The organism is Vibrio ruber DSM 16370, assembly GCF_900163965.1.
GTDB classification, from domain to species: Bacteria; Pseudomonadota; Gammaproteobacteria; order Enterobacterales; family Vibrionaceae; genus Vibrio; species Vibrio ruber.
Window position 1 is genome coordinate 82,660 of the sequence record NZ_FULE01000014.1, and the last position, 17,339, is coordinate 99,998.

A 17,339-nucleotide genomic window follows, 5' to 3' on the forward strand; every position below is an offset into this window, starting at 1 on the left:
TCTGCTAGTTACCGACAGCCTGTACAATTCGAATCTGTTTCTCGTCAGGAATCTCCTGATAAGAAAGTACGCGCAAGTTGGGTATCGTATTTTTTACAAATTTAGCCAGTGTGGCACGCAGTACACCCGAGGTCAGTAAAACGGCTGGTTCACCTTTCAGCTCTTGCTCCTGAGTCGCCTGACTCAAGGAAGACTGGAGCCGTTCAGCAAGGCCGGGTTCAATACCGGCGGACTCTCCACCTGACGCCTGCATGGTCTGATGCAATAATTGTTCCAACTCAGGGATCAACGTGATCACCGGTAGTTCAGGCTCTATACCATTGATTTCCTGAACAATTAAACGTCTCAGAGAAATCCTGACAGCAGCCGTCAAGATGTCAGGTTCTTGACTCTTTCCGGAATATTCTGCGAGGGTTTGAATAATGGTGCGAATGTCACGAATCGGAATCGCTTCATGCAGTAAATTTTGCAAAACCTTGACGACAGTTCCCAACGGCAGTTGATCCGGCACAAAATTTTCAACCAGTTTCGGTGCGCTCCGCGATAACATCTCCAGTAAATTCTGAACCTCTTCGTGGCCGATCAACTGGGCAGCATTATTGGTGAGTAGCTGGCTTAAGTGAGTCGCTAACACCGTCGATGAATCGACAACGGTATAACCTAATGCCTGAGCATGTTCTCGCTGATCCTCACGAATCCAGACCGCTTCTAAACCAAACGCCGGGTCATAGGTCTGCTCACCATCAATCAGCCCATAGACTTGCCCCGGATTGATCGCCAGCTCCTGATCAGGACGAATTTCGGCCTCCCCGACAGCAACCCCCATCAACGTAATTCGGTAACTGTTCGGTGTTAATTCGAGGTTATCCCGGATATGAACAGGCGGAATCAGAAAACCAAAATCTTGCGATAGTTTCTTTCTGACCCCTTTGACCCGCTCCAGCAGTTCTCCACCCTGATCGCGATCAACCAACGGAATTAACCGGTAACCGACTTCGAGACCAATGATATCTACCGGCTGAACATCATCCCAAGACAGCTCTTTTAACTTCGGAGACTCGGTATCCATTTCTGCGGGTAACTGCTCCCCTTCAGCGGCCTTATCTCGCTTTTTATGTAAAAGATAGGCTCCGCCACCAGCCAGACAGGCCAGTAGCAAAAAAGCAAAATGAGGCATACCCGGCACAATCCCCATGACGCCTAGAATTGCAGCGGTAATCATCAGGGCTTTCGGGTTATCAAACAGCTGGAATATCACCTGCTGTCCCATATCTTCATCGGTATTTTGACGCGTCACCATAATCGCGGCACCGATCGATAAGAGCAGTGACGGAATTTGAGCAACCAACCCGTCACCAATGGTCAACAAGGTGTAAATCTGAATCGCCTCACTAAAACTCAGATCGTACTGGATCATCCCAATGGTTAATCCACCCACAATGTTGATGAATAGAATGAGAATCCCGGCAATTGCGTCACCTTTGACAAACTTTGAAGCACCATCCATCGAACCGTAAAAGTCAGCTTCTTTGGTCACTTCAAACCGACGCAGACGTGCCTGTTCTTGATCAATCAAACCGGCATTCAAATCGGCATCAATAGCCATTTGTTTTCCGGGTAAAGCATCTAACGTAAAGCGAGCACTCACTTCAGAAATCCGGCCGGCCCCTTTCGTGACAACCATAAAGTTAATAATCATCAAAATCAGGAAAACCACCAGACCGACGGCATAGTTGCCCCCGATAACCACACTACCAAAGGCTTCGATCACACTACCGGCAGCCCCTGCCCCCTCGTGGCCATATAATAAAACCACCCGGGTCGATGCAACGTTCAATGCTAAACGCAACAGCGTTGCAATCAGCAATACGGAAGGAAAAGCAGCAAAATCAAGCGGTCTGCGTGTATATACGGTCACCAGTAAAACGACCATTGATAAAGCGATGTTAAATGTAAAAAAGAGGTCCAGCATAAATGCCGGGATAGGCAAAACCACCATCCCCAGCGTCGCCAGTACCATCACAGGCGCACCGATAGCAGGAATCGTTCTCCGTGGCATCGGCGGTAATTTGTCAGCGAATGGCAGCGTAAACTTCATAGATGACCGTTCATAATTCTCTGTTGGGAATCGAAGTGCCTGAACTTCAGGCCGTCGTCGGGAATTTCTGGATTTTCCGCTTCATGCAATAATTGCACCATAAACATGTCAAATTTATGGCTCACATACCCAGTCAGGATTCGGTTGATTAGATGGGCTTGAATCTCACCACAACATGGCTGAACAACAAAGAAATAATCACAACGCCCCCATATCAGTCAGGCCATAGGATCAAAACATACAACAAAGTGGGAAATTCGTCACAAGAAGTCGCACAGAAACACACTTCAATCTATCAGACTAAGCTGAGATGCCTGCTTCAGTGTTTGGTTCTGCACAAAAAACAGAGAGCAATGTCTCGCGAATAGAGTGGAACATTCAACCTAAATGTTCCACTCTTCTGACAAAGGTCTGCAAACTAATCTGACTCGCTATCACCGAAAAGCTATTTCGGCGCGAGACGCCACAACAATTCACCCTTTTGTGTCTCAGGAACGTAATCAAGACAAGCCAGTCCGGATGTCGGAAACATCGGTGCCGGCATATCTCTGACGAACTCACTGGTCAAGTAGCCGACCAAAGGTAAGTGGGAGACGAGAAAAAACGAATTGACCCGCTCAATATCAGCCAAAGCCATCAGATAATCAAACACCCGATCCGATTTCCCGTAAGGTGTTATATCGTCACAAGTTGTGATACTGCGAGCTTCAACGTAAGCAGCGATTTCCCGCCATGTTTCTTGTGCTCTGAGATAAGGGCTAATTAACACTTTATCGACGCTGATTTTCTGTATGTCATTCGCCTGTTTCATCACTGAAACAGACTCACTCTTCCCGAGTCCGGTCAGAGGTCGATCCGCATCACCTGTCGCGCAATATCCCGCTTCTCCATGACGCATAATAAAAATTTTCATATGATGGCTACCTTAATACACCATTAAACTCACTGGTGAGTTCATACTCACTCAATATAGCCAAGCCTGATTTTCGTCGTTAGAGAAACCTCAACTCTATATTGGCTGCTTCACTCGAATTGAGCAAATTAAAATAACATTTTACTCATAAAATTGTTATCTGAGGTTGGCGACGTCAGTTTTCAACGTCATACTAATAATCGATTCCCTCGCTACGTCCGGAGACATGTCTCGTGCATATCAGTCCAAATGATACAAATAGTTACCGATACATCACCTTACCGAACCAACTTCGGGCGCTATTGATTTGTGACCCAGATGCACCTAAAAGTGCAGCAGCGCTGGCAGTCAACGTCGGACACTTTGATGATCCAACAGATCGTGAGGGCTTAGCCCATTACCTAGAGCATATGCTATTTTTGGGCACGGAAAAATACCCAAACTCCGGCGAGTTTCAAAGTTTTATTAATCAACATGGTGGAACACATAATGCCTGGACAGGGACTGAGCATAGTTGTTTCTTTTTTGATATTACGACTTCAGCCTTTGAAAAGGCACTGGATCGTTTTGCCCAGTTTTTTACTGCCCCACTGTTTAATAAAGAATCGCTCGACAAAGAGCGCCAAGCCATTGAATCGGAGTATAAGCTCAAACTCAATGATGATATCCGCCGCCTTTATCAGGTGCACAAAGAAACGATTCATCCGCAGCACCCTTTCGCCAAATTTTCTGTAGGGAACGAGCAAACGCTGTCAGATCGAAATCAGGTCAGTATTCGTGAAGAAATCATGCAGTTCTACTGTGAGCATTATTCTGCTGATTTGATGACGTTAGCGGTGATTGCTCCCGAACCACTCGATATACAAGAGCAGTGGATCACGGAACGATTTGCCAATGTGTTCAATCAACAGCATCGGGGAAAAACCGTTCAGGAGCCCTATGTCACCGACAAACATACCGGGCTGATGATTGAGGTTGAGCCCCTGAAAGATATCCGTAAGCTGTTTCTGTCTTTCCCATTGCCCTGCATGGATATTTATTATCAGCAAAAACCGCTGTCTTATTTTGCGCATTTACTCGGTTATGAAGGAAAAGACAGTTTAACGCAGGCACTGAAAGATAAGGGGTGGATTACCAGCCTGTCAGCCGGAGGAGGCACCAGCGGCAGTAACTACCGGGAATTTACCATCAGTATGTTACTGACAGAAGCAGGGATGACCGCTGTTGAGACGATTATTCAGGCCGTGTTCAGCTACATCAACTTGATCCGGGAACAAGGGCTGCAAGCCTGGCGTTATGAAGAGAAAAAAGCGGTGCTTGAAGCAACATTCCGTTATCAAGAAGTCCCGCGACCGTTAGATATGGTCAGCCATCTGGTGATGAATATGCAGCATTACCAAGAAGAAGATGTCATCTATGGCGACTATATGATGAAAGGCTATGATGAAGCGCTGCTCAGAGAGATTATCGATCAGTTTGTGCCTGAGAATCTCAGAGCGACGCTATTGGCTCAGGGCGGCGATTATACTGAGACAGCAAATTGGTATTACACCCCGTATTCCGTCACCCCTTTTACTGACGCTCAATTCGCTTATTTCCATCAGACTCAGTCAGAACTCAGCATGACATTACCTGAGCCGAATCCTTTCATCTGCCACGGATTACAACCAAAACCGATCGAGTCTGATGATGATCAACCACAAATCATTCAGGAAAGTGACGGTTTTCGTCTGTGGCACATGCAAGATCAGGAATTCTTAGTTCCCAAAGGCGTTATCTATGTCGCCATTGACAGCCCTTATGCGGTACAGAGCCCCCGTAATATCGTCATGACCCGATTATGTGTTGAGATTTTCCTCGACTCTCTGGCAAAAGAGACTTATCCGGCAGAGATCGCCGGGATGGGATATAACATGTATACCCATCAAGGCGGGGTGACATTGTCTATTTCTGGTTTCAGCCAGAAACAACCTGAGTTATTGGCATTAATTCTGGATCGTTTCAAAAAGAGAGAGTTCAGTGAACATCGTTTCCAGTCCGTCAGAACCCAGCTGGAACGAAGCTGGCGAAATGCTGCGAAAGATCGTCCTATCTCACAACTGTTCAATGCCATGACCGGGTTGTTACAGCCGAATAACCCGCCTTATGAAAGCTTGTTGGCAGCATTGCAAACCATCAAAGTTCAGGAACTGGCACCGTTTGTCGATCAGATGTTATCTCAACTCCATGTGGAGATGTTCATTTACGGTGACTGGAGAAAATCGGATGCATTGCAAATCGGGCAGCAGTTAATTCAGGCGTTGCACGTGCGCGATCAACGTTACGAAGAATCACTTCGTCCTTTGGTCATGTTGGGTAAACAAGGTACTTTTCGCCGGGAAGTGTTCTGTGATCAGGATGATTCCGCGGTGGTGTTGTACTATCAGTGTGCTGATATTTCTCCCAAAAGTGTGGCGCTGTACTCTTTGGCCAACCACTTGATGTCGGCAACTTTTTTCCATGAAATCAGAACCAAACAGCAGCTCGGTTATATGGTCGGAACCGGGAACCTCCCACTAAACCGCCACCCGGGAATCGTGATGTATGTGCAATCCCCTCATGCAGCACCGGTGGATTTAATCGCCTCGATTGATGAATTTCTCAATGCCTTTTATCTGGTGTTACTGGAATTAAACGAATACCAATGGCATAGCAGCAAACGAGGTTTGTTCAACCAAATTGCGATTCCGGATCCGACCCTCAGAAGCCGGGCACAACGCTTCTGGGTCGCTATCGGCAATAAAGACCACCAATTTAATCAGCGAGAACTCGTGTTGCAGGAACTGAAACAACTGTCGCGTTCAGATATGATCCGCTTTGTTGTCAATGAACTGAAACCCAGAACGGCCAATCGCCTTATCATGCACACTCAGGGCAATGCGCACCATGATGCCGAACAGCTGACTCTGGGTCGGGAAATTGGCTCAATTGAAGCATTTCAACTTATGCCAAAAGCTTATGAGCTCGGCTAGATTTGACGTTCTGAAGCAATCACTTGCGCCAGCGAATGGGGATGCAACTTAAGGCAAATATCTCCCTGACGAAAAGCAATCGTCGGGTTTGCCAAACGCTCCCCCTCTCCTTTTGGCGCAGAACATTTTACCTTGATCCCTTGTTGTTCCAATGTCGGCCATAACTGTTTCAGCGCAGGGAAACGCTGCCAAATATCCTGCAAAAAATCATCGATATTCGTCGCACCGGAAGGAATGACAAATTCCACATGCTCCCATCCTTGACGCGGATAAGACTTCCCTTGCACCGGATAAGGTAGTTCCAAATAGCGCGTTGACCATTCTCCGAGCATGATTGGGCTCTCCAATGCAATCACAATAATCGGTCGCCCGTTAATTTGTGCCGATGAGATTTCTATGCCCTCATTCAACCATACCTCATGGGCTGCTTCAGCAAGTTGCCGGTCATTAATCCGCATAGCAATATGATCCAGTTGGAACGGTGCTAAATCCAGTTGCAGCACATCACATAGTGCACTGATTTTACGGATAAAAGCCGTTGAATCTTGGTACATTTGTGTTGGCATAAGACGGTTTGAGGTAAGAGGAGAATGCATTTGGCTACCATCATCAGTTCAAAGACGAGTTGAATCCTAACAGGATCTGGTGGAAAGTAGAAAAATTCAGGTGCTTTTCTCTATAAGAGTGATAATAAAATTGCTATTATGTGCGCCAATTTTTGAACCTGATCGAAACGTGTATCGCAACGAAGTGATACACAAGCAGACAATTCCTAGAAGTGAAGGATAAGTACGTGAATATCCAAGCATTGATAAACGATAAAGTATCTCAAGCACTTGAAGCCGCAGGCGCGCCTGCCGGCAGCCCAGCAGCTGTCCGCCAGTCCGCCAAGCCACAGTTTGGTGATTATCAAGCCAATGGTGTGATGGGGGTTGCCAAAAAACTAGGGACGAACCCACGCGAATTTGCGCAAAAAGTACTCGATGTACTTGATCTGGAAGGAATTGCCAGCAAAACTGAAATTGCCGGGCCGGGATTCATCAACATATTCCTCAGTGAAACATTCTTGGCTCAGCAGGCTGAACAAGCGTTGGCTGATCCACGCCTTGGCGTCGCGCAGGAAACACCGCAAACCATCGTTGCTGATTACTCTGCCCCCAATGTCGCAAAAGAAATGCACGTCGGCCACCTCCGCTCAACAATTATCGGTGATGCAGTTGTTCGTACCCTTGAATTTTTGGGGCATAAAGTGATTCGGGCCAACCATATCGGCGACTGGGGAACTCAGTTTGGGATGTTGATTGCCAATCTGGAGCGCGTTCAGCAAAATGACGATACCCCGTCGATGGCACTCGCAGATCTGGAAGCATTCTACCGCGAATCAAAACAACGCTATGATCAAGACGAAACCTTTGCTGAAAAAGCCAGAAGCTACGTCGTAAAATTGCAGAGCGGTGATACCTTCTGCACTGAGATGTGGAAGAAGCTGGTCGATATCACCATGACTCAGAATCAGATCAACTATGACCGGCTCAATGTTTCTTTAACCCGTGATGATGTCATGGGAGAAAGCATGTATAACACCATGCTGCCGGAAGTCGTTGCCGATCTGAAAGCGCAAGGGTTAGCGCAAGAAGATGATGGCGCACAAGTCGTATTTCTTGACGAATACAAGAATAAAGACGGCGAACCGATGGGTGTCATCATTCAGAAACGTGACGGTGGTTATCTCTATACGACAACTGATATCGCTTGTGCCAAGTACCGTTACGAACAATTGGGTGCAGACCGAGTTCTATATTTTATCGATTCACGTCAGCATCAGCATCTACAACAGGCATGGACCATTGTCCGGAAAGCAGGATATATCCCGGATAGTGTCTCACTTGAACATCATGCTTTCGGTATGATGCTGGGTAAAGATGGGCGACCATTTAAAACCCGGGCTGGTGGCACTGTCCGTCTGACCGACCTGCTGGATGAAGCAGAAGATCGCGCGATTCGGTTGATTGACAGTAAGAATCCGGAACTGGCTCAAGACGAAAAAACGAATATCGCCAAAACCGTCGCAATGGCTGCTGTCAAATATGCAGACTTATCGAAACACCGCACCACTGACTACGTATTCGATTGGGATAACATGCTGGCTTTTGAAGGTAATACGGCACCTTACATGCAATATGCTTATACGCGAGTCGCTTCCATTTTCTCTAAAGCCGGTATCACAATGGACAACCTCAAAGGTGAGCTCCGGATTTGCGATGATAAAGAAAAACTGATGATCACCAAGCTACTACAGTTTGAAGAAACGATTCAATCTGTCGCTCGTGAAGGTCAGCCACACTTAATGTGTGCCTACCTGTTCGAATTAGCAGGCCAGTTCTCGAGCTTCTATGAGGCTTGCCCTATTTTATCGGCAGCCGATGAGGCGACACGAAACAGCCGCCTGAAACTCGCAGCGCTGACCGCAAAAACCATTCAGAAAGGGCTGAACCTGTTAGGGATTCAAACGCTCGAACGGATGTAGAATCATCTGAATCAGACAAAAAAAACCAGCCAAAATGCTGGTTTTTTTATAACAGCGTTGCTGTCTGGCATTAATCAGGACGCATGGCATACTTGCCCGAGCCGAGTAGTAAAATGGTGATTGATGCAAATAAATAGGTCGCGATATCTTCAACAGCCCAAGCACCATATTCATTCAGTGAGAAGAAATTATCCCGGTGCATCAGCCCGATAACGACAATTGAGGTTCCTATCACGGCTGTGGCAGCAAAACGGGTAAACAGGCCCAAAACAATCATAATCGGGGCAATTACTTCGCCCAGATAAACGGCGTAGGCAAAAAAGCCCGGCAAGCCGATATCAACGAACATCCCCTGAATAAATGCAGTGCCATCATATATTTTATGGATGCCGTGTAATAAAAACATTAAGCTGAAACTCACTCTGAGAATTAACTTTGCAGCGTCAGGATGGTTCATTCCTGCTTCAAACTTACGGATCAAACTATTCATTAGTGACTCCAAATCAACTGATTCTATATGTAGTATATCGGTAACAATTGAGATGACCTTGGTGTATTTTCCATCATCTTCATCAAAAAAATCGAACAAAAATACTATCCTAAATCAAAGAATTAGAAATTTATTCCCTTCAGCGCTTCAGAAATCAATAAACGATTTCTCACCATCAACGAATTCAACGTATCCGTCATGAAGATGTGCTATTCTCAATCGGTTTCATTTTATCGCAGAGGCAAAATGCCATGAGTTTCGAACTCCACCCTCAGTTACAGCAAGATACCACCCACCTCGGTGATTTCCCGCTTTGTCTGGTGTTGTTACATCGGGATCAAGCGGTACCATGGATTATTTTGGTTCCGAAACGTGCCGGAGTGAAAGAGTTCCACCACTTACCGATGGTCGATCAACAACAGTTCCTCATTGAATCGCAATGGATCAGTCAGATTTTAGAATCTCAGTATCACCCCGATAAAATCAATCTCGGAGCACTGGGCAACATGGTTCCTCAGCTTCATTATCACCATATTGCAAGATTTACTGAGGATGAAGCATGGCCGGGCCCACTCTGGGGCAATACAGCAGGAATCCGCAGAAGTGATGCGGCACAGCAATATACAGCCAACGTGCTGAAAACAGCATTGGCTCAATCAGATATATTTACACCGGCTTAGCTCACAGGATCGCAGTCAGCGACAGAGTCTCAGGCGGATTCACCGCATAGCGAATACGTCGGACTTCTCCACTGTTGCTGGTATCGACAAAACGGGAAATGAGCCCTTTTTTGACCCAGATGCCGAGCATGGCATCGACGCCATCTTCACTGATGCGAAAATGACGCGCTAATGTCGCACCGCTGGTCGTGCCATGCTGTTCCAGGTAACTTTTCAGCTCATTCAGAATCATACGGCTTGACGCTCAAACTTTTTAATCACATCACCTTGGTGCTTCAGCAAACGATATAATCCCCATCCCCCGAGCACAATCAATGTCATCCACAACATACTTTGCAGCGGATGTTGCATAATATTCATCGCTTGGTAGAAAAATGTTGCCGTACAGTAAGCCAATCCAAAGGTCCAGACTGCAATGAACCGGGCATACCGGGCACCGAACTCTCTGACATAAGCCCCCATTGCCGCGACACAAGGCGTATAGAGCAAAATAAAAATCAGGTATGCAAACGCTGCGGAATGACTTTGAAAATAATATTGCAGATTGCTGTATATCGATGAATCCACATCCTGTGCTTCAGCGGCCAATTGAGCATCAGATAAATCCCCGACTTCAATCCCCAAAGGATCAGAAAAGCTCAATGAGATTAGGTTATCAGGAATCGTTTGCAGCGCCTCTTTCAAGCTCGCCAGCAGGTCAAAATCATGTGCCTCATCAGGCTGAGAGGAATAGAGATTATTCAGCGTACCAACGACGGCTTCTTTGGCAAAAATACCGGTCACGATCCCGACAGTTGCCGGCCAGTTTTCTTGCTGTATACCGATTGGTGCAAACAGCGGAGTGACACGTTGTGACACTTTCGACAACACCGATGTATCACTGTTTTCGTGTCCGAAACTACCATCTGTTCCGATCGAGTTTAAAAAACTCAGAACGGTCACTACCACTACGATAGTTTTCCCGGCACCTAATACAAACCGTTTCAGTTTCTGCCATGTTTTAATCAGAATATTTTGTAGTGTCGGTAATTCATAGTCCGGTATTTCCATCACCATACTTTCGCTACTGCCGGGATAGATCGTGTGCCGTAAAACCATGCCAGTGAATACCGCAGCGACAATCCCCAACAAGTAGAGCGAAAAGACAACGTTCTGGCCACTATGCGGGAAAAAAGCCGCAGCCAGCAACGCATAAACCGGTAACCGGGCTCCACAAGACATAAAAGGTGCCATGGCAGCGGATAAGCGTCTTTCTCTTTCCTGATCCAAAGTTCGCGTCGCCATAATGGAAGGTACATTACAACCAAATCCCAGAATAAGCGGCACGAAGGCTTTACCCGGCAGACCGATTTTCTGCATGACTTTATCGAGCACGAACGCAGCCCGGGCCATATACCCGGAGCTTTCCAGCACCGCTAAAAACAGATAGAGGCAGGCAATCACCGGAATAAAGGTTGCGACAGTTTGAATCCCGCCACCTAATCCGTCAGCTAACAGTGTGACCAACCACACCGGCAGATGTTGATCCAATAAAGCATGACCACCATCAACCAGCAACGCACCCACAGAAATATCAAAGAAATCGATAAAAGCACTCCCGATATTAATCGAGAACATAAACATCAGGTACATCACCAGAAAGAAGAACGGAATACCAACCCACTTATGGAGAACCACCTGATCCAGACGCTTGGTAAAACGATGTCCCAAGACACCTTGCTCACGACGAACATCCTGACATTGTTCATGTAACCATGTGTATTTGATGTTGGCGACGTGCAAATCAATATCCAGCAGACTGTTCAGTTGCAAATCATTCAATTGTCGTCGCGCTGAATCCGATAAAAACTGGGTGATAAGGCTGTCACCACCCAGCGCACGAATCGCTAACGCCCGTGAAGAAACTGTTTGTGATTTGTCCGTTTGCGATGAAAACAATGGCGTGACGGCCTCAATCATCGCCTCAAATGAATCGCCATAGTCCAGCTGTAATGCGTTGAGAGCAATACCTTGTAACAAGGTTTTATCGAGACTCTCTTTCAACTGCAGCACCTGAGAACGATTATTGGCAGAAATCGGATAAACCGGACATCCCAACAGTTGCGCCAATCGCTTCACATCAATCGAACGACGCTCTCTTTTGAGTACATCCATTTTATTAAGCACCACGATCATCGGGCGCCCGAGTTCACGCAACTGTAGGGTCATGTATAAACTGCGCTCAAGGCAGGTCACATCAACAACATTCAGAATTAAATCGGCCGGATGTGACAACACCGCTCGCGATGCGATCGATTCATCAATACTGTGGCTGTCATTGCCACTATCTAACGCATAAATACCCGGTAAATCAGTGAGCGCAAATTCATTCCCGGAATAGCTATATCTACCCGTTTTTTTCTCAACCGTGACCCCCGCCCAGTTTCCCACCTGTTGACGTGCACCGGTTAAACCATTAAATAAGGTTGTTTTGCCGCTGTTTGGATTACCGACCGTTAAGATATTGTATTTCATCCGATAATCTCCACTTCAATTGCCGCCGCAATTTTTTCTCTGATTGCCAGAGAAACACCACGCACTTCAACCTGAAGCGGGTCACCCATCGGGGCTTTACGAATTAAAAGGACAGGCGTTTCTGGCAAGATCCCCATGATCATTAACCGCTTCCGCACTTCGGCAGAGAGTTGACGGAAGCCTAAAATCGATGCACGTTGACCGGGGTTTAACTGAGATAGATTCATGGTTAATTCTTACTGGTATGATGTATGAGAAGCATTCTCGTTATCAGGTTTCAGTATACGCGCAAATTACGGGAAGATTATTGAGAAGGATCAAAAGTGAATGTACTTCGAAATATTCTGAAGTCTGGTGATGGCGGCTTTTACTCGTGGTATAGCGAGCGCTATACCACGTCATTGATTCAATTATTGCTGCATTTTAAAACAATTGGTATAGCTCTGACTCAAGGCGGTTAAAAAGTGGAAATAACTCCCTTTTGCCAGTGGAATATCGGTTGCTAACGGATCAAGCACTCCCACTTTAGCCGATGTTCCCCGAGTCACACTGGTAATAACCGATGGTAGAAACTGCGGCTCGGAAAAAATACAGACGTTAGGCTGCTCTTTGAGTTTGGTCCGAATCTCAATCAGGGTCTTCGCCCCCGGTTTCCGCTCCGGACTGACGGTAAAATGACCGATATTATTTAAATGATAATGAGCTTCAAAATACTCATATGCATCATGAAAAACGTAATAGGGATAGTTGTGGTATCCGGCGAATCGCGCCTGAATCTGGCCGTCTGTTTTGGTCAACTGCGTTAAAAAATCAGTCAGATTTTGCTGATACTGTTGAGCATGATCCGGATCCTGTTGAATCAGACGCGCAGCAATCTCTTTCGCAACGCCACGAACCTGCTCGACACCCAGCCAGAAATGAGGGTTGATATTCCCATGATGATGATGTCCATCGTCATGATGAGATGCGGAAAAATGTCTGAACGGCACGCCTTTAATGTGACTAATCACCAACTGATTGGTTTGATGAGATAACACTTTTGATAAAAAAGGCTCCAGCCCTTCACCAAACCAGATAACCAGATCCGCTTGCTTGATCCGCTTTACATCCGAAGGACGAAGTGCATAATCGTGCGGTGATGTATTCGGTGCAAGTAACACATCCGGTTGACTGACACCAGCCATCAATTCGTAACTAATCATTTGAATCGGTTTAATACTGGTTAATACATCAAGTGCCCACGTCGGGACTGACAGACTTAACAGAAATGTGAATGTTGTGAGACGAAAGAACTTCATGAAATTTATATCCAACTTAATAGCTTCAATTTATCATAAATGTTATATTATAACATTACTATTTTGTAAACGAGTTATTTCATGTCAACACTGATCGAACTACAAGATGTTTGCGTAGCATTCAACCAGAAAAACGTGTTAGACCATATCAGCCTTCGTGTTGAACAAGGTAAAATAATCACCCTCATCGGCCCGAATGGTGCGGGGAAATCGACACTGGTAAAAGTCTTGTTAGGACTACAACCCATTCAATCGGGGCAAATGACACGCTCTCCCCGACTCAAAATTGGTTATGTGCCACAAAAACTTCGCCTGAATGAGACATTACCACTGACTGTACAGCGTTTTTTGAAACTCGCCGGACGCTACAGCCGGCAAGAGTTAAGTGATGCCCTGAACCTTGTGGGAGCTTCTCATCTCACCCATAGCAGTATGCACCATTTGTCTGGTGGAGAGACACAGCGTGTTTTACTGGGTCGGGCATTACTCCAACGCCCGGATATTTTGGTACTTGATGAGCCAACCCAAGGTGTTGATGTTCAGGGACAAATTGATCTGTACGAATTGATCCAAACTCTGAGACAACGCTTCGGCTGCGCTGTTTTTATGGTATCTCATGACCTCCATTTAGTCATGGCACAAACAGACCATGTCATCTGTCTTCAGCACCATATCTGCTGTCATGGTGCCCCCGCAGATATAACCCGGCATCCAAATTATATTGCGTTGTTTGGTCAGTCACGTCATGAAGAATCCCTAGCGTTTTATCATCACCAGCATCAACATCATCATGATCTCGCCGGACAGCCGGTCTCTGGTGATGCAACTCAATGTAACCACCACACTCACGGACATCACCACCATGGTTGAGATTATACTTCCTGCGATACTTGCAGGGATCGGGATAGCACTGATTGCAGGGCCGCTCGGCTCTTTTGTCGTCTGGCGAAAAATGGCTTATTTCGGTGATACACTGGCCCACGCGTCGTTGATGGGTTTAGCGTTTGGCTTTTTGCTTGATATCAATCTTAACCTCGCACTTTTAGTCTGTTGTTTAGCGATTGCAACAATTTTGGTTGTACTGCAAAGACAGAAATTTATTGCGACAGATACTTTGTTAGGAATCCTCGCACACAGCTCACTGTCGGTCGGCCTGATTGCGGTGAGTTTTCTTAACGATGTCCGCATCGATCTGATGAGTTATCTGTTTGGTGATCTACTTGCTGTCACACCCGATGATTTATATTTCATCTGGGGCGGTGTCGTGGTGATTGCTATTTTATTGTCTTTTATCTGGCAGCCACTGCTCTCTGCAACGGTGAATGAAGAACTCGCTTCCGTAGAAGGAACGAATACTGATTTGATGCAACTTCTATTGATGCTGATGGTCGGCCTTGTGATAGCCGTTGGTATGAAATTTGTTGGTGCGCTGATTATTACTTCGTTATTAATTATTCCGGCAGCCGGTGCCAGACGTTTATCAACAACTCCGGAACAGATGGCGATGATAGCATCCGCAATTGGGATGATCGCGGTTCTGAGCGGGCTTTATCTCTCTTGGGAATTTGACACACCAGCAGGCCCGTCAGTGGTCATCTCAGCCAGTTGCCTGTTTGTTTTAAGTCACTTGTTCAAAAATAAAGCTTAAAAAAATCCCCCTCAATCTTTTGAGGGGGATTTTCATTCATTGATACTTGCGCGATTCATGACTTTGAATCACACGTTCACTGATTACCAGCCAGTCACATCTCTTAAAGCCTGACCGATATTAGCAAGACTTTTCACGGTTTTTACGCCTGCAGCTTCAAGCGCAGCGAATTTCTCATCCGCTGTACCTTTACCGCCAGAGATAATCGCACCGGCATGCCCCATCCGTTTACCCGGAGGTGCCGTCACACCCGCAATATAAGAAACAACCGGTTTCGTCACATGATCTTTAATGAAAGCAGCCGCTTCTTCTTCAGCCGTACCACCGATTTCACCAATCATGACAATCGCTTCGGTCTCAGGGTCATCTTGGAACAATTTCAGAATATCGATAAAGTTAGATCCTGGAATCGGATCACCGCCGATTCCGACGCACGTAGACTGACCGAATCCTTCATCTGTGGTTTGTTTCACTGCTTCATAAGTCAATGTACCGGAGCGAGAAACAATACCGACTTTACCTTTCTTATGGATATGACCGGGCATAATACCAATCTTGCACTCATCCGGTGTAATCACTCCCGGACAGTTCGGACCAATCATACGAACACCCGCTTCATCCAAACGGACTTTAACATCCAGCAGATCAAGCGTCGGGATCCCTTCGGTGATGGTCACAATCAGTTTGATACCGGCATCAATCGCTTCCAGAATGGCATCTTTACAGAAAGGGGCCGGAACATAGATAACGGACGCAGTCGCACCGGTGGCTTCAACCGCTTCACGCACGGTATTGAAAACAGGGAGTCCCAAATGTGTCTGACCACCTTTACCCGGTGATACACCACCGACCATCTGAGTCCCGTATGCAATTGCTTGCTCTGAGTGGAAAGTACCTTGTCCGCCAGTGAATCCCTGACAGATCACTTTGGTCTCTTTATTGATCAATACAGACATTATTTACCCTCCGCAGCAGCTACAACTTTCTCAGCAGCTTCAGTTAACGAAGTTGCAGCAATAATGTTCAATCCACTCTCATCCAGCTTCTGTGTACCCAGCTCAGCGTTGTTCCCTTCGAGACGAACCACAACCGGTACAGACACACCGACTTCCTCTACGGCACCGATAATACCATCGGCAATCAGGTCACAACGGACGATACCACCGAAGATATTGACCAGAACTGCTTTTACATTACTGTCGGAAAGAATAATTTTGAAAGCTTCAGTCACACGCTCTTTCGTCGCACCACCACCAACATCAAGGAAGTTAGCCGGGCTACCGCCATGCAGGTTAACGATATCCATCGTCCCCATTGCCAGACCGGCACCATTAACCATACAGCCGATATTTCCATCGAGTGCTACGTAGTTCAGTTCCCACTGTGCAGCGTGAGCTTCACGCTCATCTTCCTGTGAAGGATCGTGCATCTCTCTCAGTTTTGGCTGACGATACAATGCATTTGAATCGATGTTGATTTTCCCGTCGAGACACACCAGATTACCGTCTCCGGTAATAATCAGCGGGTTAATTTCAAGCAACGCCAGATCATACTGACTGAACATTTCACCAAGACCCATGAAGATTTTGACGAATTGTTTAATCTGATCCCCTTTCAGACCCAGCTTAAATGCCAGCTCACGCCCTTGATAAGCTTGTGGGCCGACGAGTGGATCGATGGCTGCTTTATGAATCAGTTCTGGTGTTTCTTCAGCAACTTTCTCAATTTCAACGCCACCTTCAGTCGATGCCATAAAGACAACACGACGGCTGGAGCGATCAACCACAGCACCAAGATAAAGTTCGTTGGCGATATCAGATGCAGCTTCAACTAAGATTTTTGTCACCGGCTGACCATTGGCATCGGTCTGGTAAGTCACCAGGTTCTTCCCGAGCCATTTCTGGGCAAAATCACGAATACCATCTTTTGTATCGTGCAGTTCAACGCCACCGGCTTTTCCCCGGCCACCCGCGTGAACCTGACATTTTACGACCCATTTTGTCCCGCCGATTTTACCGGTGGCTTCAGCAGCTTCCTGTGGCGTGCTGCACGCATAACCATCAGGAACCGGCAGACCAAATTCTGCAAAGAGCTGTTTGGCTTGATATTCATGCAAATTCATTGTGCTATTCCGTTGTATATTATTTTTTCATTCAATTT

Annotated in this window: 15 protein-coding genes; 5 read left to right on the forward strand and 10 right to left on the reverse strand. The window is 46.4% G+C overall.

The genetic code is table 11. The features are described from left to right. Positions 1–4 precede the first annotated feature (4 nt). Positions 5–2,098 carry a flagellar biosynthesis protein FlhA gene (gene flhA, locus VR7878_RS04535; protein WP_077333800.1) on the reverse strand — a complete coding sequence of 698 codons (2,094 nt, stop codon included), beginning with the start codon at positions 2,096–2,098 and terminating at the stop codon, positions 5–7. A gap of 445 nt (positions 2,099–2,543) precedes the next feature. Continuing rightward, entirely contained in the window at positions 2,544–3,011 is a 468-nt protein-coding gene (sixA, locus tag VR7878_RS04540) for a phosphohistidine phosphatase SixA (RefSeq protein WP_077333802.1), read from the reverse strand. A gap of 233 nt (positions 3,012–3,244) precedes the next feature. Between sixA and VR7878_RS04545 the strand changes: the two genes are divergently transcribed. Beyond that, the gene (locus VR7878_RS04545) at positions 3,245–6,022 is read left to right on the forward strand and encodes an insulinase family protein (protein WP_077333804.1); all 2,778 of its coding nucleotides are present in this window, start codon (positions 3,245–3,247) and stop codon (positions 6,020–6,022) included. Here the strand turns inward: VR7878_RS04545 and VR7878_RS04550 are convergent. Next, a complete protein-coding gene (locus VR7878_RS04550; RefSeq protein WP_077333806.1) occupies positions 6,019–6,618 on the reverse strand; it encodes a VOC family protein in 600 nt (199 codons plus the stop codon). The two genes, VR7878_RS04545 and VR7878_RS04550, sit on opposite strands and share 4 nt — an antisense overlap. A 197-nt stretch (positions 6,619–6,815) precedes the next feature. Between VR7878_RS04550 and argS the strand changes: the two genes are divergently transcribed. Next, positions 6,816–8,549, forward strand: coding sequence for an arginine--tRNA ligase (gene argS, locus VR7878_RS04555; RefSeq protein WP_077333808.1), 1,734 nt, complete (start codon positions 6,816–6,818; stop codon positions 8,547–8,549). A 70-nt stretch (positions 8,550–8,619) separates the two neighbouring features. On the opposite strand, the gene VR7878_RS04560 is transcribed toward argS, so the two are convergent. Beyond that, positions 8,620–9,039: a DoxX family protein gene (locus tag VR7878_RS04560; RefSeq protein ID WP_077334187.1), complete on the reverse strand. Its 420-nt coding sequence runs from the start codon at positions 9,037–9,039 to the stop codon at positions 8,620–8,622. Between the two features lie 251 nt (positions 9,040–9,290). On the opposite strand from VR7878_RS04560, the gene VR7878_RS04565 reads away from it, so the two are divergent. Then, positions 9,291–9,719, forward strand: a complete 429-nt coding sequence (locus VR7878_RS04565; protein WP_077333810.1) for an HIT domain-containing protein — start codon at positions 9,291–9,293, stop codon at positions 9,717–9,719. 1 nt (position 9,720) lies between these two features. On the opposite strand, the gene VR7878_RS04570 is transcribed toward VR7878_RS04565, so the two are convergent. From VR7878_RS04570 to znuA, 4 genes are all read right to left on the reverse strand, one after another. Further along, a complete protein-coding gene (locus tag VR7878_RS04570) occupies positions 9,721–9,951 on the reverse strand; it encodes a FeoC-like transcriptional regulator (RefSeq protein WP_077333812.1) in 231 nt (76 codons plus the stop codon). Next, entirely contained in the window at positions 9,948–12,233 is a 2,286-nt protein-coding gene (gene feoB, locus VR7878_RS04575) for a Fe(2+) transporter permease subunit FeoB (protein ID WP_077333814.1), read from the reverse strand. Before feoB ends, VR7878_RS04570 begins: the two co-directional genes overlap by 4 nt. Further along, complete coding sequence (locus VR7878_RS04580) at positions 12,230–12,460, reverse strand: FeoA family protein (RefSeq protein ID WP_077333816.1); 231 nt, start codon at positions 12,458–12,460, stop codon at positions 12,230–12,232. Before VR7878_RS04580 ends, feoB begins: the two co-directional genes overlap by 4 nt. A 183-nt stretch (positions 12,461–12,643) precedes the next feature. Next, on the reverse strand, positions 12,644–13,531 hold the full coding sequence (znuA, locus tag VR7878_RS04585) for a zinc ABC transporter substrate-binding protein ZnuA (RefSeq protein ID WP_077333818.1): 888 nt from the start codon (positions 13,529–13,531) through the stop codon (positions 12,644–12,646). A gap of 81 nt (positions 13,532–13,612) precedes the next feature. On the opposite strand from znuA, the gene znuC reads away from it, so the two are divergent. Continuing rightward, positions 13,613–14,401, forward strand: a complete 789-nt coding sequence (gene znuC / locus VR7878_RS04590; RefSeq protein ID WP_077333820.1) for a zinc ABC transporter ATP-binding protein ZnuC — start codon at positions 13,613–13,615, stop codon at positions 14,399–14,401. Continuing rightward, positions 14,394–15,179, forward strand: coding sequence for a zinc ABC transporter permease subunit ZnuB (znuB, locus tag VR7878_RS04595; protein WP_077333821.1), 786 nt, complete (start codon positions 14,394–14,396; stop codon positions 15,177–15,179). Before znuC ends, znuB begins: the two co-directional genes overlap by 8 nt. An 83-nt stretch (positions 15,180–15,262) precedes the next feature. On the opposite strand, the gene sucD is transcribed toward znuB, so the two are convergent. Together sucD and sucC are read right to left on the reverse strand one after the other, a co-directional pair. Then, the gene (gene sucD, locus VR7878_RS04600) at positions 15,263–16,135 is read right to left on the reverse strand and encodes a succinate--CoA ligase subunit alpha (RefSeq protein ID WP_077333823.1); all 873 of its coding nucleotides are present in this window, start codon (positions 16,133–16,135) and stop codon (positions 15,263–15,265) included. Continuing rightward, entirely contained in the window at positions 16,135–17,301 is a 1,167-nt protein-coding gene (gene sucC / locus VR7878_RS04605; protein ID WP_077333825.1) for an ADP-forming succinate--CoA ligase subunit beta, read from the reverse strand. Before sucC ends, sucD begins: the two co-directional genes overlap by 1 nt. Positions 17,302–17,339 lie beyond the last annotated feature (38 nt).